The sequence below is a fragment of the Cupriavidus sp. CuC1 genome, from assembly GCF_044627735.1.
GTDB lineage: Bacteria > Pseudomonadota > Gammaproteobacteria > Burkholderiales > Burkholderiaceae > Cupriavidus > Cupriavidus ulmosensis.
Genome location: NZ_JBIUHC010000131.1, coordinates 1 through 22,732, shown reverse-complemented (window position 1 = coordinate 22,732; position 22,732 = coordinate 1). Strand labels below are relative to the sequence as shown.

Genomic DNA, 22,732 nt, shown 5'->3' with positions numbered 1-22,732 from the left:
CGGTTGACTCTCCACGTTGCAAGAATTGACGTCGACGACATAGTCACTATCGGATCTTGATGACAACCTTACCCTTTGCACGTCCTGTTTCGACGTAAGCCAAAGCCTCTTTGGTTGACTCGAACGGGAAAACCCGATCGATCACGGGCCTTATCGCGCCTGCGTCGATGAGCGTGGCGATCTGGCCTAGTTGGTCTGCGTTGGCACGCATGAAAACAAATGAATAGCTGACCTCATGACGTTTCGCCGCTTTTCTGATGCGATAGCTCAGAAAGCGCATCGCCGCTTTCAGGAACCAAGAGGCACCCATCTCTTTCGCAAAATCGGGATCAGGCGGACCCGCGATCCCGATGAGGTTGCCACCCGGCTTGAGCACTCGCAGCGACTTCTCGAGAGAATTTCCGCCCTGCGTATCCAGTACCACGTCGTAGTCCTTCAGGATGGCCCCAAAGTCGTCTTTCTTGTAATCGATGACGATATCCGCACCGAGGCGCTTCACCAGTTCGATATTCGGCGCGCTCGTTGTCGTCGCGACAGTCGCGCCCACATGCTTTGCCAGTTGAATGGCAAAGGTACCAACGCCGCCCGAGCCAGCATGTATGAGCACTTTCTGCCCTTTCTTGAGTTGCCCTTTTTCGATCAGCGCCTGCCAGGCGGTCAATCCCACCAACGGGATTGAAGCCGCCTCCTCCATCGTGAGTGCTGTGGGCTTGAGCGCCACGCCATCCTCTTTGACCGCAATGAATTCCGCGAAAGTGCCGATGCGATCCTTGTGCGGTCGCGCATAGACCTCGTCGCCCGGTTTGAATCGTCGTACGCGCGATCCGACGCGGACAACAACCCCGGCCAGATCGTTGCCCAAAATCAATGGCAAACGATAAGGCAAAATTAACTTGAACTCCCCGTCCCTGATCTTGGAATCGAGAGGATTCACGCCAGCGGCGTGAATCTGGATCAATACGTCGTCCTCGCGCAGCTCCGGGACCGGCATATCGCCGGCTCGTACGCCATTTTTGCGTCCATATCGATCGACGACGAATGCCTTCATCATGGTTCCTTGTCAGTTTCTCGTTGCGTCAAGTTTTTTTCGCAGGCAGTAGCACGGATGTAGAGCTGCAGATCGGTCGCAGCACAGTCATGCGTTGACGTCGACGACTATGCCAGCACGTCCTTGTAGTCTGCCCTTTGGACGGGGAGGAGGCAGTAACACCGACTACGTTGCGAGCCGCAGATCTTTGCGAATACCCGCGTCTACCAAGCCCGCAGGCGCAAATCTGCGTAGCAATCGCAGACGGCCGGCGAGTCCACCGGCTGCATAGCGGAGTTTCGGACGAGCCGCGATGGCGGCCTGCAGTACGGTCTCGGCCACAACCTCGGGACCGTCAGCGCCCTCGACCACCTCCTTGACTCGCTTGTCCACGGCCGAGCGCACCTCGCAGTACTCGTCGAGGGGGGCGTCGGGCGCCATGAAGTTCGCGTCAAAAGGCGTCTTGATATAGGCAGGCTCAATGACCGATACCCGGATGCCCATCGTGCGCAACTCATGGTCGAGCGACTCCGAATAGCCTGCGACCGCGTGCTTGGTGGCGGAATACAGCGCCATATAGGGCATGGGTAAGAAACCCAGCACAGAGCCGATGTTGATGATGCGGCCGCTACCTTGTTGCCGCATATGGGGCAACACGGCACGCGTCATGCGGACAATCCCGAAGAAGTTCGTATCGAAGATCGCGCGGGCCTGGTCAATCGAACTCTCTTCTGCAGCGGCAGGGGCAACGCCGAAGCCAGCGTTGTTCACCAGCAGGTCGATGCGGCCGTGTAGGCGCAGTACTTCCTTGACGGCAGCTTCCACTGATTCTTCGCTAGTCACGTCAAGTGGCAGCATCTCGAACGTCCGCTGGCCGGCTTGTGCACCGCGCCGGCTGGTGCCATAGACCTTGTATCCGGCCTTCGTAAGCCGCTTTGCCGTGGCTTCGCCGATTCCAGACGAGGCGCCCGTAACAAGCGCTATTTTGGTTTCCATGATGTCCTTCCGATATCGAGGGATGTCTTTACGTGGTTGGTCGGGCATTCATCTTGATAAAATATGATGTTCATCATATTTTAGATTCAGCGAAAACCGGCACCGGGCCGGCGGATTTACGCGTCAGTGGGCACGAGTTTTTTCAATGCTGCTTCAAGAAAGCTGTCCGACAGCTTGGGGTCGTCAACGGCACGCGCCAGCACCATGGTGCCAACCATGGTGGCAACCGTCATAAGTGCTTGTTCGTGCGCGCCCGGCTGACCCCAATCGGGCAATTGGCGCGCAACGACATCGACCATCTCCTTGATGCGGCGGGTGGCTGCGCGCCGCACGGCCGGCGCCTGGCGCGGCATCTCCGAGCCGAGGGCGGAGACCGGGCAGCCAGTCTCTATGCCTTCACAATGCTCCTTCGACAAATAGGCGCGCACCATCGACGGCAATGCTTGCTCTGGCGGCACGGAGGCGGCGATATGTTCCGACAGGGCCACGGCTTCAGCACCGGCGCGGTCAGCAGCTTCGGCAAGCAGCGCCTCGCGCGATGGAAAGTGGGCATAGAAGCCGCCATGCGTCAGGCCGGCCTCCTTCATGATTTCAGCCACTCCCGTGCCGTCATAACCGCTGCGCCGAATCGCGCGCGCGGCAACCTCGACGATGCGCTCGTGCGTGATTTCCCTACGGCTGACTGTTTTCCGATTGATTTGCGGCTTCTTCATGATGGCCATCATATAACATTTCGGCGCAATTTGCTGCATGGAGCAATGTCGATGGAGATCAATGCGCCCTCCAGACAGCGGCGAGCAGTGCAACTAGCTCCAAGACGCCGAGCCCGAGCTCGGTGTTTGCCTGGCGGTGGTCTTGGCAAGTGTTACAGTCTCGCGCGCGGCTGCCGGCTAGCACATGCGAGGATAGACCGACGACTCCTCGTCCGGCTTACCTTGGCCGTTGTATCCCAAATCCCGCCATTGACTCCGGGCCTGCCCGAAGGACGGCGCAGGGTCGCGAGCAGCCATCGGTCGAGCGGCCACAACCAGCCGATAGTGTTGAAAAACTCCTTTGGAGGAGATTGACTTGCGATTTCAGGGGTGCCCGACACTGCCAGGGCCCGCCGGGTAGTTCTTCACGTGATCGATGAACGCACGCAGCTTCGGCATGATCTGCCGACGGCTTGGATAGTAGAGAAACACGCCCGGTATCACCGGCGCTAACGGCTCCAGCACGAGCACCAGTTTCCCCGCTCCCAGCCCTTCGGCGACCATCGGCTCAGGTAGCTGGGCAAGGCCTAAACCTTCGACTGCCGCACCCAGCATGGTAGGGAAGTCATGCGCGATGAGAGGGCCCGATACAACGATCTCGATCGCGCGGCCGTTGTCGTTGAATGACCAGGGCGCGATCGCACCGTTGGATCGCCGCCATCGCAAACATGCATGTTCGCGCAGATCGTCCATGCGTTCGGGACGGCTGCGGCCTGCGAAGTAGGCAGGGCTGCCGACGATGATAAGACGAAATGGGGGCGTCAACGGCACCGCGACCATGTCCGCGGCAACGAACTGAGCTAGCCGGATGCCGGCGTCGAAGCCTTCCGCCGCAAGATCGATCAGCTCCTCGCTTACGGCGATCTCCACTTCGACCTCGGGATAAGCCTTGCAGAAGGATGCAATCAGTGGTTCCAGCAGGATCGGCACCACCGCGCGCGGCACCGAAAGACGCAACAATCCGGCAGGCCGCTGGCCGAGTCCGCGCGCAACCTCACTGGCGGCGACAAGCTCTTCGAAGGCAGGCTTTGCACGCGAAAGAAACCGTTCGCCAGCTTCTGTCAGACCGACACTGCGCGTGGTGCGTATGAAGAGCGCTGCGCCAATGCGCGCTTCAAGCACATGCACCGCCTGGCTGACGGCCGAGGGGGTCACGCCGAGTTCGGCGGCTGCCCGGCGAAAATTGCGATGCCGGGCAACGCTGAGGAACGCCTCCACGCCATCGAGCGCGCCCTGCCTGACTGTGAAGTTCTGCTTCATAGCCCGTCAACGTTGTGATGAATAGTCGCTCGCCGGAGGTCATGGTACACCTACACCTGCGGATGAGGCGTCGCGCCGATCTCGACTCGCAAGCCCGGAACAATCCGCTTGAGACCGTGGAGGAACCTCGCAATGAACGATGCACTTGATGGCGTGCGCGATCACTATCGCGCGACCGGCTTGACCGAGCGGCTGAGGGTCGCACTCGCGGTCCTTGGACCGGAGGATCAGCCGCTCACACCACAGCAACTGGACGCCCTCGACCAGTTTCACACCCGTGGGCTTGCTGCCACCGCCGAGCTTGCCGAGTTGGCCGGGATCACCGCCGACATGTCGGTGCTGGACGTCGGATCGGGCATCGGCGGGCCGGCCCGTGTTCTGGCTGCAACCCGTGGCTGCCGGGTTACGGGTATCGACCTCAGCGAACCGTTTGTGGATGCCGCGCGCTATCTCACCCAGCGCACCAGGCAAAGCGAACAGGTGTCGTTTCGTACCGCCAGCGCCCTCGAACTTCCCTTCGACGACAGCCGCTTTGATGTGGTGTTGCTGCAGCATGTTGCGATGAACATCGCCGATCGCGCGCGGCTTTACCGAGAGATCCGACGTGTGCTGAAGCCAGGCGGCAAGTTCGCGACGTTCGACGTCGTCGCAAACGGCAGCGAACTGCTCTATCCCGTTCCTTGGGCGCGAACCCCGGCCACGAGCTTTCTCCTGACGGCCGAGGCAACACACGAGGCAATCGAGAAAGCAGGCTTCCGCACGCTGGCGTGGCAAGACGACACGGAAGCCGCAAAAGCCTGGATCACCCAACGGCGTGCGTCTGGGCCGCCGCCCTCGCCAAATCTCGGCGTGGTGCTGGGGCCGGACTTCGCGCAACTATTCATCAACCTGGGACGCAATCTCATGGAAGGCCGACTCGGCATTCTCACTGCGGTGTTCGAAGCCGCCCCCACGAAGATCCGGAATCACATGGAGAACCGCTCATGACCGCCGCTCGTGTTCCTGCTGATATCGTCTCGCCGCATCCCGCGTGGCGCGGCCTGCTTTGGATAGCACCGCTGACGGTTCTGTGGATTGGCTTGATCTACTGGCAGCCGATTATCCCGGCCAGCGGCGTTCCCACCACCGCTCACCAACTGACGGCCCATGCTGTTATCGCGGTCGGTTTATGGCTTGGCCTCGAACGCACCGACCTGACGCTGGGCCGACGCCGCACGACCTGGCTTGCGGTGATGATCCCATACACGCTTTGGTTCGCCGTCGCCTGGAGCGCGGCCATCAATGGCGTCTTCGGCAGCGGCACCTCGCCCTCACCGATGCCGTTGCTGCCGTTGGCGATCTTTCTTCCGGTGCTGATCGGTGCGCCACTGTTGCTGTTGCCGAAGCGGATGGGGCAGGTGCTCGATGCGATGCCTGAGACCTGGCTCGTCGCCATTCAGCTTTACCGCGTATTCGGCAGCTGGGCTCTCGCTGCCTGGCTGCGTGGGGAGATGCCCGGCGTGTTCGCGTTGCCGGCGGGAATCGGCGACGTGCTGACCGGCGTGTTCGCCGTACCGGCGGCAATCGCCGTCGCGACCGGCACGGCCGAGGGTCGGAAAGCGGCGATCATCTGGAACATCTTCGGCCTCGCGGATTTCGCCATTGCCATCACCCTGGGGTTGATCACTTCGCCCGGCCGGTTCCAACTGATCGTTCCGAATGTGCCAAGCATCGGTGCCGGCGCTTATCCGGATGTGTTGACCCCGGCATTTGTCGTGCCAAGCTCGATCCTGCTGCACGCGCTGTCGCTGCGCCAGTTGATCCGGCGATCCGCCGGCTGATCTAGCCGCCGCGTTTCCGAAAAGCGGCCTCCCCGGCATCTGACACCTCGACCCACTCCGGGTCAGGCGCGGCGTCGGGGACGTAACTGTCGTGCCAGTTCCACCACTTATACGGTCGGCTCTGAGGGTAGCCCTCCGGCGAGTCCTCCCACGTCTCCTGACGCCCGAGCGCCGTCATGTCGAGGTAGCTCCAGGTGGTGCCCATCGCTTCGTCGCCGCGGCTGTTGATGAAGTAGGTGCGGAACACGCGATCGCCGTCGCGGAGGAACGCGTTGTGGCCGTGCCACTGGTCCACACCGAAGTCCGCGTCGAAACTGTCGGTGATCGTGTACCAGGGGATCTCCCACCCCATTCGAGCCTTCAGGCGCGCGATGTCAGCCTGCGGCGCGCGTGAGGCGAACACGAGGGTGGTGTCGCGGGCGTTCAAATGGGCAAGGTGGGCAACGTGGTCGGCCACCATGGAACAGCCGATGCAGGCATGCTCCGGCCAGCCGTGCACGCCAGGTTCAAAGAAGGCGCGATAGATGATCAGCTGGCGGCGACCGTCGAACAGGTCAAGCAGGCCCGCTTTGCCCTCGGGCCCGTTGAACACATACGCTTTTTCAACGGCAACCCAGGGCATCCGCCGTCGCTCGGCGGCCAATGCGTCACGGGCGCGGGTCAAGGCCTTCTCTTTGACGAGAAGCTGCTCGCGCGCAGCCTCCCACTCTTGTGGCGACACAATCGGCAGCGTGTTCATGGCGTGCTGTCCTTCTTTACGGCCGTCATCAGGTGATGTCATCGTGGTCATTGCAACCTCAGAATTAGAGCGAGCTCGCGTGTCCTCGGGCTGGAACGCAATACCGTTCACTGCCGATCGCTCGCTGTTGGTCATGAGGTAGTTTTAGTCGCCAGACGTCGAACGGTGGGAGTGACAAGTGTGACGGGATTCATTGTCTGCGGCTGAGCGGCCGCTTACCCGGTAAGAGCAGACTTTTACGTCCAGCGATCGACTGTCTCAAGCGGGTTGCGGAAACGGCCGTTCGTCCTTGGCTAACGAACGGGAACTCATTGGCCATAGCCGCTGACGGGCAGTTGGCCTTCTGGGTCCATCAGGAGTGTCCGCTTTGAAGAACGCCGAGCTGCCGCTCTCGAGGTGCTTGTGCTTCCTGTTTCATGGCGTTGGCCGGCTGAAATGCAAGACTTTCGCGTTCATCCGGATGGGGCAGATACAGCCGTTACGCGTAACACTGGATGCACAGCGCGCAAAGCCGTGGAATCCTGGTCGCTTACTTTATTCCTTGCATACACTCCTTTGGATCCATGGCCCCCAGGTTCTTGACGATTTCGAATTTCATGCCCTCCACCTGGGCGATATACATGTTCATCCGGACGTGATGCTGGCCAGGCACCATTTCAGCCGGGCCGCCTGGCCCCTGTGCGATCTTCGCGTGGTCCAGTGCTTTGATCACATCATCCTGGGTTAGCGAGCCGGCTTCGTTTACCGCAGCCTCCCAGAGTTTCAGGCCACGGTACATGCCGGTGGCTGCGCTGCCAGCGGTGAATTTGGCGTCGCCTGGATAGAGCTTGTCATACTTCGCCAACAGTTCCTTGCTAAAAGGATCGTTGACGTTCTGGTAGTAGTCGAGGCAACTGTATAGGCCCTCCACTTGTTCCGGCGGAAAGAAGCCCAGGAAGTTCTCCTCGAAGTACGTGCACACGAGGTGGCCGCCGCGCTTCATGAAGCCGGACTGATGGAGTTGTTCGAGGAACGACCCCAGGCCGGGCGGCACTATCGTGTTGAATACCACCTCGGCTCCGCTGGAGATGATCTTCTCGATTGTCGCTCTATAGTCGGTGTGGTCGAGCGGAAAGTACTCCTCGCCGACGATCGAGCCGCCATGGGCGGTTGCCACCTCACGTAGCTTCCTGTTCATCGTGTGCGGCCAGATGTAATCAGCCGACGGACAGTAGAACTTCTTTGCTCCGGTTTTCTCCATCAGCCATGGAATCGTGGATTCAACCTGCTGAGCTGGCACCGGGCCGGTGCAGAAGATCAGCGGGTGGCATTCCTCTCCCTCGTATTGCTCCGGATAGATGTAAAGCTTCTTGCCCTGCAACACAGCAGGGCCCTTGATGGCTTGCCTCATGGAGCTGTAAATGCCGCCGAAGACAACGTCGACCTGATCTTGCTGGACGAGCTTGCTCGCCTTGGCTTGCCCAACGCTATCGGTCGTTGCGCTGTCCTCGAGGTACAGATCGATCTTCCGTCCCAACAAGCCACCCCTTGCGTTGATCTCATTGATCACCATTTTGGCCACATTTGCATTGGCGATACCCAAGAACGAGAGGGGACCTGTAATGTCGGTGATGACGCCCACCTTGATGGATCCGCTTGTTGAATCACTCATCGGTTCTTCCCCCCTCAAAGGATCGGTTATCGACGAACACCCAACGGCCACGTTAAGCGGCGCAAGGCAAGGCCGCCGGCTTGCATCGGTAGCTGGGCGATATTGTCAAGACTAGTCCATTGGGGCAGTTTTTCCTGTCCACTACCTCACTAGCGACTGATGCCTCCGTTCAAGTTAAGAGTTAAGACGACCAATGGCAGCTACAGGTTGATAAGCAAGCATCACATGATCGAAGGGCATAATCGGCCAAAGCAGACACCCGAAAAGTCAACCCGTCTGTTTCCACGTTCCGCAAACCGTCAACATTGAAGACCCGCCGCCATAGCGGCGGTCGAACGACGTCCCGAATGGGCGGCATGAGCCGCGTGATCGGTGGCGCACCCGCGAGCATCCGCCAATTGCGCTCTGCGCCATATCGTCTATGTTAGGTGCAGTAAGCTGAGGAGAGTGGGATGCGACGAGACGGCCAACGCCAGCGGTTGCACGCGACCGCTGCCAACGGCTGCCAAGGCCGCAGCATGTCGCGGACCGCCTTTTTCTTCGCCGCCGGCTGTCTCGCCATTCTCTTGGTAGCTTGCGGGACACCGGTGGTCGGCACTCCGCAGCTCCTGTCATTCCTGCAAGACGGTTCGACGACGCGCGAAGACGTCTACCTGCACCTGGCCGAACCCAGTGCAACGTTTGAGGCCGGGCGCATTCATACGTATCTGTTGGACGAGGACCAGGCCGGCTACATCCTGATGCACCGTAGCGGCAAGGAATGGAATGGCAAGTACAGCCTGGTGCTCGCCTTTGACGAGCATGGCGTGCTGCGGCGCCACTCCCTGGTCAGGATCCGGTCGATTCCAAACTCGCCCTGACCGGGGAAGGAAATGCAATGTCTTCGCATGCGTACTGGTCCATCGCTGGCGCAGGCAGTGCGGCGTTGCTGCTAGCCGGCTGCCCGATCCCCATCCCACCAGGCTATGATCGGGACAGCCGCGAGAATGTCGCAGCCACGGCTCCGGTGGCCATCAAGGCGGGTGAGACCACGCGCGAGGATGTGTTAATGCTGCTGGGCGAGCCCGACGTCGTGGCGATTGACGAGTCCTGGATAGCGTATGCCAGCACCTACACCTCTGGCGGTCTCGCCGTGCTCGTGGCCGCAGGTTCAGGAGCAGGCGTAGTCGGCACCGCGAACATGCGCTACCGCCGTTTGATCATCGAGTTTGATCCGCTGGGTGCCACAACCGCGCTGGTGTTCGAATCCAAACGTTGCTTCGAGTATGGCGCCGTCGCACTCAACAACAATCCGAATAGTCAAGGGATCGGCAGCAAGCCGTGCTTGGATGCCCAGGGGCGGGACATCCCCAGCAAGCTCCATTTGCCTGCCATGCGCGAGTGAGTGCCGGTCGGTCAGTTCGGCAAGCAATGCGACAGCTCAAGAGGACGCATCCGCTGATAGGACATATCAGTTTCTGGTAAAGCGAAAAGAAGTGATTGCTGGACGAGTCAACCTTGGCGGCGTGACACGCCCTTACTTTAACAAGGCGTCGCTCGGATATCGAATCGGCGAGCGCTTCGCGGGTGACGGATATGCGACCAAAGCAGTTGAGCTAGTGTTAAGCAAGGCTCGTGATGATTTTGACCTATGGCGAATCGAGGCCACGGTCAGGCCTGAAAATCAGGCGTCTTCTCGTGTTCTGACACGCAATGGTTTTGCAGTGTACGGGACAGCTAGACGTAGCATGAAGCTTCATGGCATCTGGTACGATCTGCTGCATCTTGAGTGTCACCTGCGACCCTCCGTTCGCGACGCCGATCACTCGATTGCTGAATTGGGAACCGCGTCGATCTCCTCCGGTAACGCTGATTCGCAAATATAAAGGACGTGTATTGCCGCATCTTTGAACGCCCGCCATCGAGGTTTTCGAATGACGGTTCCGGGTCGGCATACGACGACCGACGCCTGATGGCCAAGGGCCCCTCCCGGCCCAGAAGCAGACATACATCTGATTCAGACAACACGTGCCTGATCCGATGCAAGTCAGGGCGGTAGCAGAGCGGCACGGGCGGCGGCCAGAACCTCGCGACTCAAACCATCGAGCAACCCTGACGCCGCGCGTGCGTGTTGCCAGTGAAGTGGTACGTCCAGCGGGGTGTTCGGCACCAACTCGACGAGTGAGCCGTCCTGAAGATGAGGGGCGATCAGTGCCTTCGGATGCAAGCCCCAGCCCATGCCTGCCACGGCTGCGGTCACAAAGGCCTGTGGCGAAGGCAACGTGTGCCGGGGAAGCTCCACATGCCGATGGCATAAACGCCGCGCCCAGCGCGCCTGCAACTCGTCTTTGGTGTTGAACACCAGGCTGGGCGCCTTCGCCAGACTGCCAGCCCCCACGCCGTCGGCGAAATGGCGTTGCACGAATGCCGGGCTGGCGGCCGCCAGGTAGCGCATGGAGCCCAACGGGCGGCTGTTGCAGCCTGCGGCAGGACGCGCTGTGGCCGTCACGGCGGCCAGCACTGCGCCGCTGCGCAACCACTCGGTGGTGTGTTCCTGGTCATCCACCGTCACCTCCATCAACACGGGACTTTCTGCAGCAAAGGCCGCGATGGCCGGGGCGACCCACGTGGCCAGGCTGTCGGCATTCACCGCAATGGGTAGCGCTACCCGTGCAATGCCCTCCGGAGCAAGCGCCGGTAGAGCCCCCTGCAACGCCTGCTCGAGCAGCCGCACACGGTCAACGTGTTGGCACAGTCGTCGCCCCGTCTCCGTGGCCCGGCAGGGCTGATCGCGCACCACCAGCGCGCAGCCTACGCGCTCCTCCAGCAGCCGGATCCGCTGCGATATCGCCGATGGCGTCACATGGAGCGCGCGGGCTGCACGCTCGAAGCTGCCCTCCCGAACCACAGCAGCCAATGCGGATAGAGCGGAGTAATCAAGCATCAGATAAGTTTAGCTAAACCGAATGAAGAAAAGGTAGTTTGTCTTCATTCGCAAGTGCAGGCAAGCTCCACGCATGATCACCTCGCTTGCCACCACTTCGCTCGCCTTATCCGTTTCCCTCCAGGGCCTGGCCTTGAGCCTGGGGCTCATCGTGGCCATCGGCGCGCAGAACGCATTCGTACTGCGCCAGGGTCTGCGTTGTGAGCATGTGGGCAGCGTGGTGCTGTTCTGCGCCATGGCGGACGCCTTGCTGATTGCCGCGGGTGTCATGGGCATGGCCCAGGCCTTGGGGGAAAGCCCCGGCCTTGCGCGTGCACTGTCGCTGGCCGGGGCCATCTTCCTGGCGGTATATGGATGGCAGGCTCTGCGACGTGCGCGGCATTCGCACCAATTGAAAGCATCTGAGGGTGGGGAGGATCTCAGCCGGGGTGCCGCACTGGCGCAGGCGGCTGCCTTCACGCTGCTCAACCCCCATGTTTACCTGGATACGGTGTTGCTGGTGGGCAGCATTGGTGCCCAGCAACCCGCGGCGCTACAGGGCTGGTTCGTGGCGGGCGCAAGCTTGGCCAGCCTGTTCTGGTTTGGGCTTCTGGGATTTGGCGCACGCTGGCTGGCGCCCTGGTTCGCCCGGCCGAGGGCCTGGCAGGTGCTGGATGGCCTGATCGGTATGACCATGTTCGTGCTGTCCGCTCTGCTGGTGCGTCACGCCCTCAAAGGATTTTGAGGCGTTCTCATTGAAGCCCCCGCAGGAGGCATGCAGGGGGCGCCACGAAGGCGCCACCTCGGCCGGCGCATGGTCGCGGCCGACCATGGCGGCGATGGCTAAAGCCCTTCACCCCTTGCGGAACAGAGGTGCGCCTCGGGGGGCACCGGTCGTGCCGCCGTCGACGACGATTTCTGCCGCTGTAATGCCCGAAGCATCATCGGACGCGAGGAACAGCGCCGCCTTGGCAACCTCTTCCGGTGTGGCCAGGCGACCCATCGGAACGCCTGGCGCGAGCGCGTTTTCGATCTCCTCCAGCGTCGCGCCGACTCTCGCGCCGCGCGTCCAGATCGACGTGCGCGTGCCGCCAGGGATAACGGTATTCACCCGGATGCCACGCTGAACGAGTTCGGACGCAAACACCTTCGCCATTCCAGTGACGCCGGCCTTTGTTGCGGAGTAAGCGGCCGATCCCGGCGAGCCCAGTTCGCGCATCACCGAGCCGTTCAGGACAATTGAGCCGCCTGCGCTCATCAACGGAAGGGCCCCTTGAACCGTGAGAAAGACCGCCGTGAGATTAGTGCGAAGAATCGCCTCGAACGCAGCAGATGTCGTGCCGCCGAGCGGCGTGGGACCGGAAATCCCGGCATTGGCGAACACGATATCGAGCGACCCGAAGGCGTCCTGAATCTGTTTGAACATCGATTCGATCGCGGCGTCGTCGTCGAGATCCGCCTGGATGCCAAGGGCGTTTTCGCCCAGTTCGGACACCGCCTCGTCCAGTTTTGCGCGATCGCGTCCGGTGATCGCAACACGGGCACCTTCGGCAATCAAAAGCTTCGCCGCAGCAAAGCCAATCCCACTGTTGCCGCCGGTTACGAGTGCGGTTTTTCCACTAAAGCGCATGATCCTTCTCCTTTGCATTGCGTGTTACGACGCGAGATCGCGCCGAAAGCGGCGCCTGTTGGCGACGCGAGAACCTGGGAACTTGCCATGCAGCGCCGGACAGCAGCCGCATCCGATCTGACCTGACTGACCATCGCTAACAGCGCAATTCTGTATGTTGATCGTCATGCAGAAATTCAGTATTATGCGCGTAATGCAAGTTGTCAAGAGGGACGAGGCGAAGAATGGGTTATTCGCAGGCACAGAAGGCTGAGAGCAGGGAGCGCATTCTGGAGAACGCGTCGCGGCAGATCCGCGAACACGGCATTGAGGCTCTTGGCGTCGCCGACTGCATGCGCAGCGCGGGTTTAACGCACGGGGCGTTCTACGGCCATTTTTCGTCGCGTGATGCGTTGATCGTGGAAGCACTTGAGCACGCGGTCATTCAAAGCGAGAAGCGCCTCGCATCTCTTGCCGCGGGGTCGGGCAAGCAGGCGAAAACCCCGCTGCAGTCTATTGCCGAGGCCTTCCTCAATGAGCGTCACGTGAAAAATCCAGGCAACGGATGCGCATTGTGCGCGCTTGCAGGAGAGGCGCGGCATGTGGATCCCGACATCCGGGAACTACTTACTGGCTACGTACGGAAATTGGCGGCACGGATAGCGCAGGCTACATCCGGTAACAACGAAAACGCGGCGCTTGGCATCGTCGCGACCATCGTGGGAGCGATTACGCTCGCGCGCGCGGTGGACGACGACAAGCTGGCGAAGTCGATTCTTTCCGCCTCGCTCGCGATGGTCATGACGCAGGACGGCGGCGCCCGTTAGCGCTTTAGACGCTCATACCAAGATCGGTAATACTGATCGTTTTCGCGTCGCACGCTCGCGTCAGGGCCATGTCGCGACGGCGGGCCAATGGCACACATCTACCGACACCCTCTTCATTGACCGAGACACGGGTGACAGTAAGCTTTCTCTGCGTGCCTCGCCGACTGCTCCCCGATTAGCTCCTCCCCCGGATGTCCGCCTCGGGTCGGGAGCGGACGGTCGACAGGGAACTACGAAGCCCCTTCCGACCAGAACCGGTCGGTCAGCCATCCCCTCAGATCTGAACAGGGGAGAACGCCCGGGACACGCTCCATCAACTTGCGGATAGGTTTCGACCCAGCCGTGCCGCCTCTATCGCGGCGATGTTGATCTTTTTCATGGTCATCATTGCGTCGAATGCGCGCTTGGCCGCCGCGCGATCCGGGTCGGATATCGCCGCGGTGAGGGCGCGCGGGGTGATCTGCCATGACAATCCCCACCGGTCCTTGCACCAGCCGCATGCGCTTTCCTGGCCGCCATTGCCGACGATCGCGTTCCACAAGCGGTCGGTTTCGGCCTGGTCGTCCGTCGCGATTTGAAAAGAGAAGGCCTCGTTGTGCTTGAAATGCGGGCCGCCGTTCAGCCCGAGGCAGGGGATGCCGACGACGGTGAACCCAACCGTCAGGACATCGCCCTGCTTGCCGTCGGGATAGTCGCCCGGTGCGCGGAGGACGGCGCCGACAGCGCTGTCGGGGAATGTCTCGGCATAGAAGTTTGCGGCGTCAACGGCGCCGCCTTCGTACCACAAACAGATCGTGTTCTTGCTGGTCATTTCGTGTCTCCTGAAGAGTTGAGCACCGGCATCCGCCACCGTCAAGATAACTCCAATCGTCCACTTCGCGGGACCTTACCTCAAATCTGATGCCCCAAATGACCACTGAGGGTCGACAAGGGCCGTTCGTCCCTGGCTGGCAAACGGCCGTTCCTCGGCCGATAAAGAGACGATCGCCAACCTCGGCTTGGATGACTGCTCGTCTACCCATCAGGCCTTGCAGGCGCCAAAGGCCCCTCTGTCCTGGCTCTTCGACGGCTAGAGGACAAAGGATCGCTTTGGATGGCGATGCGCTCGATGCTACCCAAGAATTGCTGATTCATGACATGGCCAGACTCCCGTGGTTCCATGACAAATCTGCGCGCGGCGGCAACTGCGGCAGCATCGCCGGTAAGGATGCCGGGCTCACCGATATGCCCTTGGGAGGAGTTCGAGAAATTGCCAGAACCAATAACGGCCTGTGTTCCGAAGACGTAGGTCTTGGCGTGAAGATGGCTGACTGAATAGAGAGGGACGCCGCGTTCGAACAAGGATCGTTGGGCCACCGCGGACGTGTATTCATTCTCGTGCGGCGGCCGCGCGCTAAACAAGGAGCGAGGCGCCCACTGGAGCTGGCGCCCCAATTCCAGTGGACATTGAGAGTTCAACCACTATACTCAAACGAGTTTGGCCTAGAGATTTAGCAGGTCTTAACCGCCCAGGTCTGCCGTTGGAGGATCGCGAGCGGAGCACCACATAAGCGGAGTACCACATAAGCGGAGTACCACATAAGCGGAGTACCAGATAAGCGGAGCACCACACGGAGCACCAGATATGCCCTTGAGTGTTGCAGAGTCGCGAGGCGAACCTTGAAAAAAAATTGTTCTCTTCTCCGATGGCGCCGCAATCCATGGAGTACGTTGGCATAGTGGGGTGTCAACATGATGGTACTGCTACTAGGACTGTTGATCTTTCTGACCGTGCATTCGGTCCGCATTGTCGCAGAGCCTTGGCGCACGGCGCAGATTGCTCGCGTGGGTCCGAACGGCTGGAAAGGTCTGTACTCCTTGGCTTCGGTCGTCGGACTGGTACTGATCGTCTGGGGATTCGGGCTGGCTCGCGGGCACCCCGTGGTCCTCTGGACACCGCCGATGTGGGCTCGTCATGTCACCGCGTTACTTACCGTACTGGCCTTCGTTCTAATCGCAGCAGCGTACGTGCCTGGTAACCACATCAAGGCGGTGCTCGGCCATCCAATGGTCATAGGCGTCCAGATCTGGGCGTTGGCACACCTGCTTGCGAATGGAACGCTTGCTGCGGTTGTGCTATTCGGCGCCTTCCTGGTCTGGGCGGTGGCGGATTTCGCGTCGGCGCGCCGCCGCGACCGGCTGGCGGGGACGCGCTACCCAGCCGGAACACTCGCGCGCGATGCTGCTGCTGTTGTCATCGGGCTCGCGAGTTGGACTCTGTTCGCATTCGTGCTTCACGGATGGTTGGCCGGCGTGCCAGCGTACCTCTGAGCGGCGGACCGTCTCAGAGCCGACTCCGTTAGCTCATCGACTCCCCGTCGCGCCCGCACGGACGTCGCCCTTCTTCAAATCCATAGGCCGAATATGTGCCCAGGCTCAGGCATTCATCCCGCCATCCACCGTAAGATTCGCCCCGGTAATGTATGAGGCCTCCGGGCCGGCGACGAACGCTACCATTGCGGCGATCTCCTCGACGCGCCCGTAGCGATCGAGCGCTGTGGCGGCCTTCTGCGGCACCGCCCAATCGCCTGAGGCGGGATTCAGGTCTGTATCGATCGGCCCCGGCTGGACGTTGTTGACCGTGATGCCCCGGCCTCCCAACTCTCTGGACAGCGCCTGGGTGAACATCCTGACCGCCGCCTTCGTGGCCGCGTAGGGCACCAGCCCGGGCGCAATGGCACGCTCGCCCACCGCCGAACCGATCATGATGATGCGGCCACCATCGCTCAGGTGCTTCAGCGCAGCCTTGGTCATAGCGAATACGCCGCGGATGTTGATGTCGATCACTCTATCCATCTCCTCCAGCGTCGTGTCTTCGAACGGTTTCGGAATGGCCGTGCCGGCATTGTTCACCAGCACATCCAGCCGCCCGAAGGTCGCAAAAGTTCTCTCGACAGCAGCCTCGACAGCTTCGACGTCAGTAGCGTCCGCCTGGATCGCAATAGCCTTTCCCCCGTTGAGTTCAATCTCTTTGACCACGGCCGAAGCCGCGCTGGCGTCCTTCGCGTATGTCAAGGCCACGCTCGCTCCATCCGCCGCCAGACGTTTCGCGATTGCCGCACCGATGCCGCGTGAACCACCGGTAACGAGTGCCACTTTTTGAGCTAACTTAGACATGTGATTTCCTAAGATTTCCGTGAGTGATTCACCGCGTCACTCATCCAGTTAATGATTGACCGTTGTCTTTGCCCGGACCCTTTTTAGAACCGGAACCACATCACGAAGATCGGCGATGACCAGCTTCGCTCGCTTCCTGGCGTCGACGACAGTACAGCCTTCGCCTGTGAGGGTTTCTGCAATCAAACCAACGAACTTCTTCGTAACGCCACTTTTGATCCAGTGGTGCAACGACTATAGGCTTCCGTGGAAAGTGCGACAAAGACCTTGTATGCAGGGAGGCATGCCTCTCGGGCATAGCAGGAGGGGGGCAAACGACGAAAAGAACGGCCGCCATGGAGACGGTGGAATGTCCGCTCCGGGCCATAACTGCCACTCGTGGCAACAAGACGATGATGGCGGGTGTCCGCTATCGGGCGGGTTCGACGTTGGACCGGAGTCGGCCATGAGCAGCCGTTGGCTGGCCCTGTCACGTGGCATTCGGACGTCGGCTCTGCCTCACAAAACGGACCGTCGGCGCCCCCCCCCCAATTGCCGGGGCCGTTGCGGCTTGGTTCCGGCAGCCACTCACGCTGGTGGAGCTCTCGCGAATGCCAGACACCTGGCGGCGTCGGGTCAGAAAATCAACTTGTGAATTGGCTAACCGACCATCAATCGACACATCCTCTGGGACTGTCTCGGCGATTTCGCTGGATCCGCCTTGATGCAAAGCCAGTTCGCCATGTGCCGGCTCAAGACTTGAACTCGCCTCATGCAGAGCAATTGGCCGCAGAGGTCGTACAGTGCCTCAATTCGATCTTCAACTGCTCAAGTTCGGCGATTCGCTGATCGATGCGCTGCTCCCATAGGCGCGACAACGGCTTCCAATCTTTCCCGCAGGGTAACTGGTTCGCCGGCAGCTTGGCGAGGTGCCCGGCGATTTCCTCCAGGCTGAATCCGGCGCGTTGGGCCAGCGTAATGTAGTTGATGCGCTGCAGAACCAGTTCGCGGTAGCGGCGATGCTCGCCGCTACCCTCTCGTTCGGAAGCGATCAGCCCGAGCTTTTCGTAGTAGCGCAGCGTGGATGCCGGCACGCCGCTTTGCTGCGTCATATCGCGGATGCTGATTAGTTCGTTACGGTGCGGCGAGTCGTGGGCGGCAGCCTTCGGTTTGGGCGAAGCAGTCATGGTGGAGGCTTTTGTGTTCACGTTCCCATCATGAACGGCCGATGCGGTTCGCGCAAGGGCGTGCGTCACGGGGTTTCGTCGCCGCCTGCGGCAGAGTGTCCGGAACAACGGACCCACCGCGACCACTTGACTTAAGCTGAAATTTATCTAAAGTTAAAGTTAGCTTCAACTAAATCAAGGAGACGATCGTGCCTTGCTCGCCGCGTTATCGCGCGTTGTTGCGCGCGGGATTCTCCCTTTTTTCCGCGGCCGTGATGGCCGCCGTTCTCCCCGCCTGTAGCAAGGGTAGCGCGCACGCGGCGGCGGCGCCGCCGGCCGAGGTCAGCGCGGCTCAGGTCGTGATCAAACCCGTGCGCCAGTGGGACGAATTCACCGGCCGCATCGCCGCCACCGACGCGGTCGAGGTGCGCGCGCGGGTCAGCGGCTACATTGAGCGCATCGCGTTCAAAGAAGGCCACGAGGTCAAGTCCGGCGATCTGCTGTTCGTGATCGACCCGCGCCCGTACAAGGCCGCCTACGACAGCGCGGCGGCGCAGCTCGAACGTGCACGCGCGGCGGCGCAACTGGCGCGCGCGCAGGAGCGGCGCGCACGGACGCTGATCGCGGCCAACGCGATTTCTGGCGAGGAAGTCGACACGCGCCGCGCCGGCCTGGCCCAGGGCGACGCCGACGTGCGCGCGGCCGAGGCGGCGCTGGCCACGGCCAAGCTCAATCTCGGCTTCACCGAGGTGCGCTCGCCGATCGCCGGGCGCGTCAGCCGCGCCATGCTGACGGTCGGCAATCTGGCCCAGGCCGACCAGAGCGTGCTGACCAGCGTGGTCTCGCAGGATCCGGTCTATGTCTACTTCCAGCCGGACGAGCAGACCTACCTGCGCTACGCGGCACTCGCGCGCAAAGGCCAGCGGCCAGACTCGGCCAATCCGGTGCGCGTCGGCCTCGCCAACGACATGGGCTTTCCGTATTCCGGCACGGTCAACTTCGTCAACAACCAGGTCGACTCGGCCACCGGCACGATCATCCTGCGTGCGGTGGTGCCGAATCCCGACCGTGCGTTCACCCCGGGTCTGTACGCGCGCGTGCAGCTTGAGGGCAGCGCCGAGTTCAGGGCAATGCTGATCGACGACAAGGCGATCATGACCGACCAGGGCCGCAAGTACGTCTATGTGGTCGGCCCGAAAAACGAGGCCCTGCGCAAGGACGTTACGCTCGGCGGCCTCGCAGACGGGATGCGCATTGTGCAGTCCGGGCTCGCGCCGAACGACAAGGTCATCGTCACCGGCCTGCAGAAGATCTTCTCCCCGGGCGCGCCGGTAAACGCCAGCAAGGTGGTTATGGGCGCGCCGCCAGCGCCGCCTGCCGCGCTGTCCCCGATCGCGGCGAAGTAAGGAAAGCGTGCCATGAATTTCTCCAGATTCTTCATCGACCGCCCGATCTTCGCGGCAGTGCTGTCCATCGTGATCTTCGTCGCCGGCCTGATCGCGATCCCGCTGCTGCCGATCAGCGAATACCCCGAGGTGGTGCCGCCGACCGTGGTCGTGACCGCGACCTATCCCGGCGCCAATCCCAAGGTGATCGCCGAAACCGTCTCGGTGCCGCTGGAGGAGCAGATCAACGGCGCCGAGCACATGATGTACATGAAATCGGTGGCCGGTTCCGACGGCGTCTTGCAGATGACGATCACGTTCGAGCCAGGCACGGATCCCAGCCGGGCCCAGGTCGACGTACAGAACCGCGTGGCCCAGGCGCTGTCGCGCCTGCCTTCGGAAGTGGTCGCGCTCGGCGTGACCACGCAGAAGCAGTCGCCGACCTTTGCCGTCATGGTCACGCCGTACTCTCCGGACGGCCGCTACGATGCGCTCTACCTGCGTAACTACGCCAACATCAAGATCAAGGACGAACTCGCGCGCCTGCCTGGCGTCGGCCAGATACGAATGTTCGGCGGCGGCGACTACGCGATGCGCGTTTGGATCGATCCGAACAAGGTCGCCTCGCGCGGCCTGACCGCGGGCGACGTGGTCCGCGCGATGCAGGATCAGAACATCCAGGTCTCGGCCGGCCAGCTTGGCGCCGAACCGATCAAGGGCGGCAGCGATTTCCTGATCGCCATCAATGCGCAGGGCCGCCTGCAATCGGCCGAGGAGTTCGGCAACATCGTGCTCAAAACCGGCGCCAACGGCGAGGTCGTGCGCCTTGCCGACGTGGCGCGCATCGAACTCGGCGCCAGCGACTACACCTTGCGCGGCGCGCTCGACGCCAGGTACACCACGGCGATCGGCGTATTCCAGGCGCCGGGCGCCAACATGCTGGCCGTACGCGATGCAGTGATTGCGAAGATGGACGAGCTGGCCAAGCAGTTCCCGCCGGGCATGACCTACCGCTCGGACTACGACAGCACGATCTTCGTGCGCGATTCGATCAAGGCTGTGGTGCATACGCTGGGCGAGGCGATCCTGTTGGTGGTGCTGGTGGTGATCCTGTTCCTGCAGACCTGGCGCGCCTCGATCATTCCGCTGATCGCGGTGCCGGTGTCGGTAGTCGGCACCTTCGCTGTGCTGTATGTGCTCGGCTTCTCGATCAATACACTGACCTTGTTCGGCCTTGTGCTGGCGATCGGCATCGTCGTCGACGACGCGATCGTCGTGGTTGAGAACGTCGAGCGCAATATCGAGGAAGGCCGCACGCCTCTGGAAGCCGCGCACCAGGCTATGAAAGAGGTTTCCGGGCCAATCGTGGCGATCGCGCTGGTGCTGTGCGCAGTGTTCGTGCCGATGGCCTTCCTGACCGGCGTCACCGGTACCTTCTACAAGCAGTTCGCGGTGACCATCGCGATCTCGACGGTAATCTCGGCGATCAACTCGTTGACCCTGTCGCCGGCGCTCGCGGCCAAGCTGCTGCACGCGCACGGCGCGCCCAAGGACGCCATCTCGCGCGGCATCGAACGCGCGTTCGGCTGGGTGTTCGGCCCATTCAATCGCTTCTTCAAGGCGAGTTCGGACAAGTATCAGGGCTCCGTGTCGCGCATCCTCAAGCGCCGCGGCGTGGCGTTCGCGGTCTACGCGGTGCTGCTCGCGGGCAGCGGCCTGATGTTCAACACCGTGCCGCGCGGCTTTATCCCGACCCAGGACAAGCTCTACCTGATCGCTGGCGTGAAACTGCCGGAGGGCGCCTCGATCAGCCGCTCCGACGCCGTGGTGAAGCAAATGGTCCAAATGGCCCAACAGACCGAAGGCGTTGCTCACGCGGTTTCGTTCGCCGGCCTGAACCCGACCCAGTTCACCAACACGCCCAACTACGCCATAGCCTTCGTGATCCTGAAGAAGTTCGACGAGCGCCACGTCAGCGCCAAGCAGATCGCCGGCGCGATCCAGGCCAAGCTCAACACGATCCAGGAAGGCATGGCTTTCGTGATGATGCCGCCGCCGATCCTCGGCCTTGGCAACGGCGCCGGCTATTCGCTGTTCGTCGAGGATCGCGCCGGCAGCGGCTACGGCGTGCTGCAGCAAGGCGTGGGCGCGCTGCAAGGTGCGTTAATGAAGGAGCCGGGTATGGGCTTCCCGTTCTCGGGCTACCAGTCCAACGTGCCGCAGCTCGACGTGGACGTCGACCGCGTCAAGGCCAAGACCCAGGGCGTGGCGCTGAGCGACCTGTTCAAGACCTTGCAGGTCTATCTCGGCTCGACCTACGTCAACGATTTCAATCTTTTCGGCCGCACCTGGCGTGTGTATGCGCAGGCCGAGGGCGACTACCGCAAAAAGGTCGAGGACATTACCAACCTGAAGACGCGAAACGCGCAGGGCGAGATGGTGCCGATCGGCTCGATGGTGAACATCAAGCAGAGCTACGGCCCCGATCCGGTGATCCGCTACAACGGCTATCCGGCCGCCGATTTCGTCGGCGAGGCCAACCCGGCTCTGCTGTCCTCCGCGCAGGCGATGGACAAGATCAGCGAGATTGCCCGCAAGGTGCTGCCGAACGGCATGAGCTTCGAGTGGACCGACCTGAGTTTTCAGGAAGCCACCCAGGGCACGGCCTCGTTGCTCGTGTTCCCGGTCGCGATCCTGCTGGCCTTCCTCGTGCTCGCTGCGCTGTACGAGAGTTGGGTGCTGCCGCTCGCGGTGATCTTGATCGTGCCGATGTGCATGCTCTCGGCGCTGGCCGGTGTCAAGCTGTTCGGCGGCGACAATAACACCTTCGTGCAGGTCGGCCTCGTGGTACTGATGGGCCTGGCGTGCAAGAACGCGATCCTGATCGTGGAATTCGCGCGCGAGCTGGAATTCCAGGGCAAGGGCATCGTCGAAGCCGCGCTCGAAGCCTGCCGCCTGCGCCTTCGCCCGATCGTGATGACCTCGGTGGCCTTCATCGCCGGTACCGTTCCGCTGGTGCTCTCGCATGGCGCAGGCGCCGAGGTGCGCTCGGCCACCGGCATCACCGTGTTCGCCGGGATGCTCGGCGTGACCCTGTTCGGCCTGTTCCTCACGCCGGTGTTCTACGTCGGCCTGCGCAAGCTGTCCGGCCGCAAGCTGGTCCAGCATGGTGAGGGCAGCATGGCGCATGGCTAAAGCTCGGCAAGTGCGGATTCGTTTACCGATTGGGCATTCTCGACTCCGGGCGCAACGCCTACGGCATCGACGACGACGGCCGCCAGCCGCCCTCGCATGCGCCAATGCTCGGGTCGCCGGTGCAGGCGCAACCGGCGGTGGTGGGCCAATAAACGATTTCCCTGGAGAAGCAAACGCCATGCGCAGGTTAAGGCTACGCTGAAAAAGGTCAACGCCGTTGGGCGGTGAATCGTTAAATGCGGATGAAACAACAGACCCTTGCGATGGC

At 61.7% G+C, this 22,732-nt stretch carries 23 protein-coding genes; 11 read left to right on the top strand and 12 right to left on the bottom strand.

The features are described from left to right. Positions 1–46: 46 nt before the first annotated feature. The 4 genes from ACGLHR_RS38460 to ACGLHR_RS38445 all read right to left on the bottom strand — a co-directional run bounded on the left by ACGLHR_RS38460 (position 47) and on the right by ACGLHR_RS38445 (position 4,035). The gene (locus ACGLHR_RS38460) at positions 47–1,048 is read right to left on the bottom strand and encodes an NADP-dependent oxidoreductase (protein WP_400100707.1); all 1,002 of its coding nucleotides are present in this window, start codon (positions 1,046–1,048) and stop codon (positions 47–49) included. A 165-nt stretch (positions 1,049–1,213) separates the two neighbouring features. Beyond that, positions 1,214–2,023, bottom strand: coding sequence for an oxidoreductase (locus tag ACGLHR_RS38455; protein ID WP_400100690.1), 810 nt, complete (start codon positions 2,021–2,023; stop codon positions 1,214–1,216). Between the two features lie 116 nt (positions 2,024–2,139). Further along, a complete protein-coding gene (locus ACGLHR_RS38450) occupies positions 2,140–2,748 on the bottom strand; it encodes a TetR/AcrR family transcriptional regulator (protein WP_400100706.1) in 609 nt (202 codons plus the stop codon). Between the two features lie 351 nt (positions 2,749–3,099). Then, positions 3,100–4,035 carry a LysR family transcriptional regulator gene (locus tag ACGLHR_RS38445; protein WP_400100688.1) on the bottom strand — a complete coding sequence of 312 codons (936 nt, stop codon included), beginning with the start codon at positions 4,033–4,035 and terminating at the stop codon, positions 3,100–3,102. 132 nt (positions 4,036–4,167) lie between these two features. Here ACGLHR_RS38445 and ACGLHR_RS38440 point away from each other — a divergent pair, with 132 nt between their 5' ends. Beyond that, the gene (locus tag ACGLHR_RS38440) at positions 4,168–5,022 is read left to right on the top strand and encodes a class I SAM-dependent methyltransferase (RefSeq protein ID WP_400100687.1); all 855 of its coding nucleotides are present in this window, start codon (positions 4,168–4,170) and stop codon (positions 5,020–5,022) included. Then, positions 5,019–5,855, top strand: coding sequence for an MFS transporter (locus ACGLHR_RS38435; RefSeq protein ID WP_400100685.1), 837 nt, complete (start codon positions 5,019–5,021; stop codon positions 5,853–5,855). The genes ACGLHR_RS38440 and ACGLHR_RS38435 overlap by 4 nt, the downstream gene beginning before the upstream one ends. A 1-nt stretch (position 5,856) precedes the next feature. Here the strand turns inward: ACGLHR_RS38435 and ACGLHR_RS38430 are convergent, their stop codons facing one another. Continuing rightward, complete coding sequence (locus ACGLHR_RS38430) at positions 5,857–6,645, bottom strand: DUF899 domain-containing protein (protein WP_400100683.1); 789 nt, start codon at positions 6,643–6,645, stop codon at positions 5,857–5,859. Between the two features lie 478 nt (positions 6,646–7,123). Next, positions 7,124–8,245, bottom strand: coding sequence for a substrate-binding protein (locus ACGLHR_RS38425; protein ID WP_400100681.1), 1,122 nt, complete (start codon positions 8,243–8,245; stop codon positions 7,124–7,126). A 452-nt stretch (positions 8,246–8,697) separates the two neighbouring features. Here ACGLHR_RS38425 and ACGLHR_RS38420 point away from each other — a divergent pair, with 452 nt between their 5' ends. Genes ACGLHR_RS38420 through ACGLHR_RS38410 form a run of 3 tightly spaced genes read left to right on the top strand, consistent with a single transcriptional unit; the run spans position 8,698 to position 10,110 of the window. Then, complete coding sequence (locus ACGLHR_RS38420; RefSeq protein WP_400100679.1) at positions 8,698–9,105, top strand: hypothetical protein; 408 nt, start codon at positions 8,698–8,700, stop codon at positions 9,103–9,105. Between the two features lie 17 nt (positions 9,106–9,122). Then, positions 9,123–9,629: a hypothetical protein gene (locus tag ACGLHR_RS38415; RefSeq protein WP_400100678.1), complete on the top strand. Its 507-nt coding sequence runs from the start codon at positions 9,123–9,125 to the stop codon at positions 9,627–9,629. After that, on the top strand, positions 9,511–10,110 hold the full coding sequence (locus tag ACGLHR_RS38410) for a GNAT family N-acetyltransferase (protein ID WP_400100676.1): 600 nt from the start codon (positions 9,511–9,513) through the stop codon (positions 10,108–10,110). The genes ACGLHR_RS38415 and ACGLHR_RS38410 overlap by 119 nt, the downstream gene beginning before the upstream one ends. A gap of 161 nt (positions 10,111–10,271) precedes the next feature. On the opposite strand, the gene ACGLHR_RS38405 is transcribed toward ACGLHR_RS38410, so the two are convergent. After that, complete coding sequence (locus tag ACGLHR_RS38405; protein WP_400100674.1) at positions 10,272–11,168, bottom strand: LysR family transcriptional regulator ArgP; 897 nt, start codon at positions 11,166–11,168, stop codon at positions 10,272–10,274. Positions 11,169–11,241: 73 nt separating this feature from the next. On the opposite strand from ACGLHR_RS38405, the gene ACGLHR_RS38400 reads away from it, so the two are divergent. Further along, positions 11,242–11,892 carry a LysE/ArgO family amino acid transporter gene (locus ACGLHR_RS38400; protein ID WP_400100672.1) on the top strand — a complete coding sequence of 217 codons (651 nt, stop codon included), beginning with the start codon at positions 11,242–11,244 and terminating at the stop codon, positions 11,890–11,892. Between the two features lie 108 nt (positions 11,893–12,000). On the opposite strand, the gene ACGLHR_RS38395 is transcribed toward ACGLHR_RS38400, so the two are convergent. Continuing rightward, complete coding sequence (locus ACGLHR_RS38395) at positions 12,001–12,777, bottom strand: SDR family NAD(P)-dependent oxidoreductase (protein ID WP_400100670.1); 777 nt, start codon at positions 12,775–12,777, stop codon at positions 12,001–12,003. Between the two features lie 224 nt (positions 12,778–13,001). On the opposite strand from ACGLHR_RS38395, the gene ACGLHR_RS38390 reads away from it, so the two are divergent. Continuing rightward, a complete protein-coding gene (locus ACGLHR_RS38390; RefSeq protein ID WP_400100668.1) occupies positions 13,002–13,583 on the top strand; it encodes a TetR/AcrR family transcriptional regulator in 582 nt (193 codons plus the stop codon). Positions 13,584–13,896: 313 nt separating this feature from the next. Here the strand turns inward: ACGLHR_RS38390 and ACGLHR_RS38385 are convergent, their stop codons facing one another. Beyond that, the gene (locus ACGLHR_RS38385) at positions 13,897–14,394 is read right to left on the bottom strand and encodes a VOC family protein (protein WP_400100666.1); all 498 of its coding nucleotides are present in this window, start codon (positions 14,392–14,394) and stop codon (positions 13,897–13,899) included. A 278-nt stretch (positions 14,395–14,672) separates the two neighbouring features. Between ACGLHR_RS38385 and ACGLHR_RS38380 the strand changes: the two genes are divergently transcribed. Together ACGLHR_RS38380 and ACGLHR_RS38375 are read left to right on the top strand one after the other, a co-directional pair. Next, entirely contained in the window at positions 14,673–14,897 is a 225-nt protein-coding gene (locus ACGLHR_RS38380; protein ID WP_400100665.1) for a hypothetical protein, read from the top strand. 417 nt (positions 14,898–15,314) lie between these two features. After that, positions 15,315–15,893 (top strand): NnrU family protein, encoded by a 579-nt coding sequence (locus tag ACGLHR_RS38375; protein WP_400100663.1) that lies wholly within the window; start codon positions 15,315–15,317, stop codon positions 15,891–15,893. 105 nt (positions 15,894–15,998) lie between these two features. On the opposite strand, the gene ACGLHR_RS38370 is transcribed toward ACGLHR_RS38375, so the two are convergent. Together ACGLHR_RS38370 and ACGLHR_RS38365 are read right to left on the bottom strand one after the other, a co-directional pair. Beyond that, positions 15,999–16,739, bottom strand: a complete 741-nt coding sequence (locus ACGLHR_RS38370; RefSeq protein ID WP_400100661.1) for an SDR family NAD(P)-dependent oxidoreductase — start codon at positions 16,737–16,739, stop codon at positions 15,999–16,001. Between the two features lie 749 nt (positions 16,740–17,488). Continuing rightward, positions 17,489–17,926 (bottom strand): MerR family DNA-binding protein, encoded by a 438-nt coding sequence (locus ACGLHR_RS38365; protein WP_318237515.1) that lies wholly within the window; start codon positions 17,924–17,926, stop codon positions 17,489–17,491. 233 nt (positions 17,927–18,159) lie between these two features. Between ACGLHR_RS38365 and ACGLHR_RS38360 the strand changes: the two genes are divergently transcribed. Both ACGLHR_RS38360 and ACGLHR_RS38355 read left to right on the top strand, forming a co-directional pair. Beyond that, positions 18,160–19,290, top strand: a complete 1,131-nt coding sequence (locus tag ACGLHR_RS38360; protein ID WP_400100658.1) for an efflux RND transporter periplasmic adaptor subunit — start codon at positions 18,160–18,162, stop codon at positions 19,288–19,290. Positions 19,291–19,302: 12 nt separating this feature from the next. After that, on the top strand, positions 19,303–22,464 hold the full coding sequence (locus ACGLHR_RS38355; protein WP_400100657.1) for an efflux RND transporter permease subunit: 3,162 nt from the start codon (positions 19,303–19,305) through the stop codon (positions 22,462–22,464). Here the strand turns inward: ACGLHR_RS38355 and ACGLHR_RS38350 are convergent. Then, a partial coding sequence (locus ACGLHR_RS38350) for a hypothetical protein (RefSeq protein ID WP_400100655.1) occupies positions 22,461–22,732 on the bottom strand: 272 nt, incomplete at its 5' end. The genes ACGLHR_RS38355 and ACGLHR_RS38350 overlap by 4 nt on opposite strands.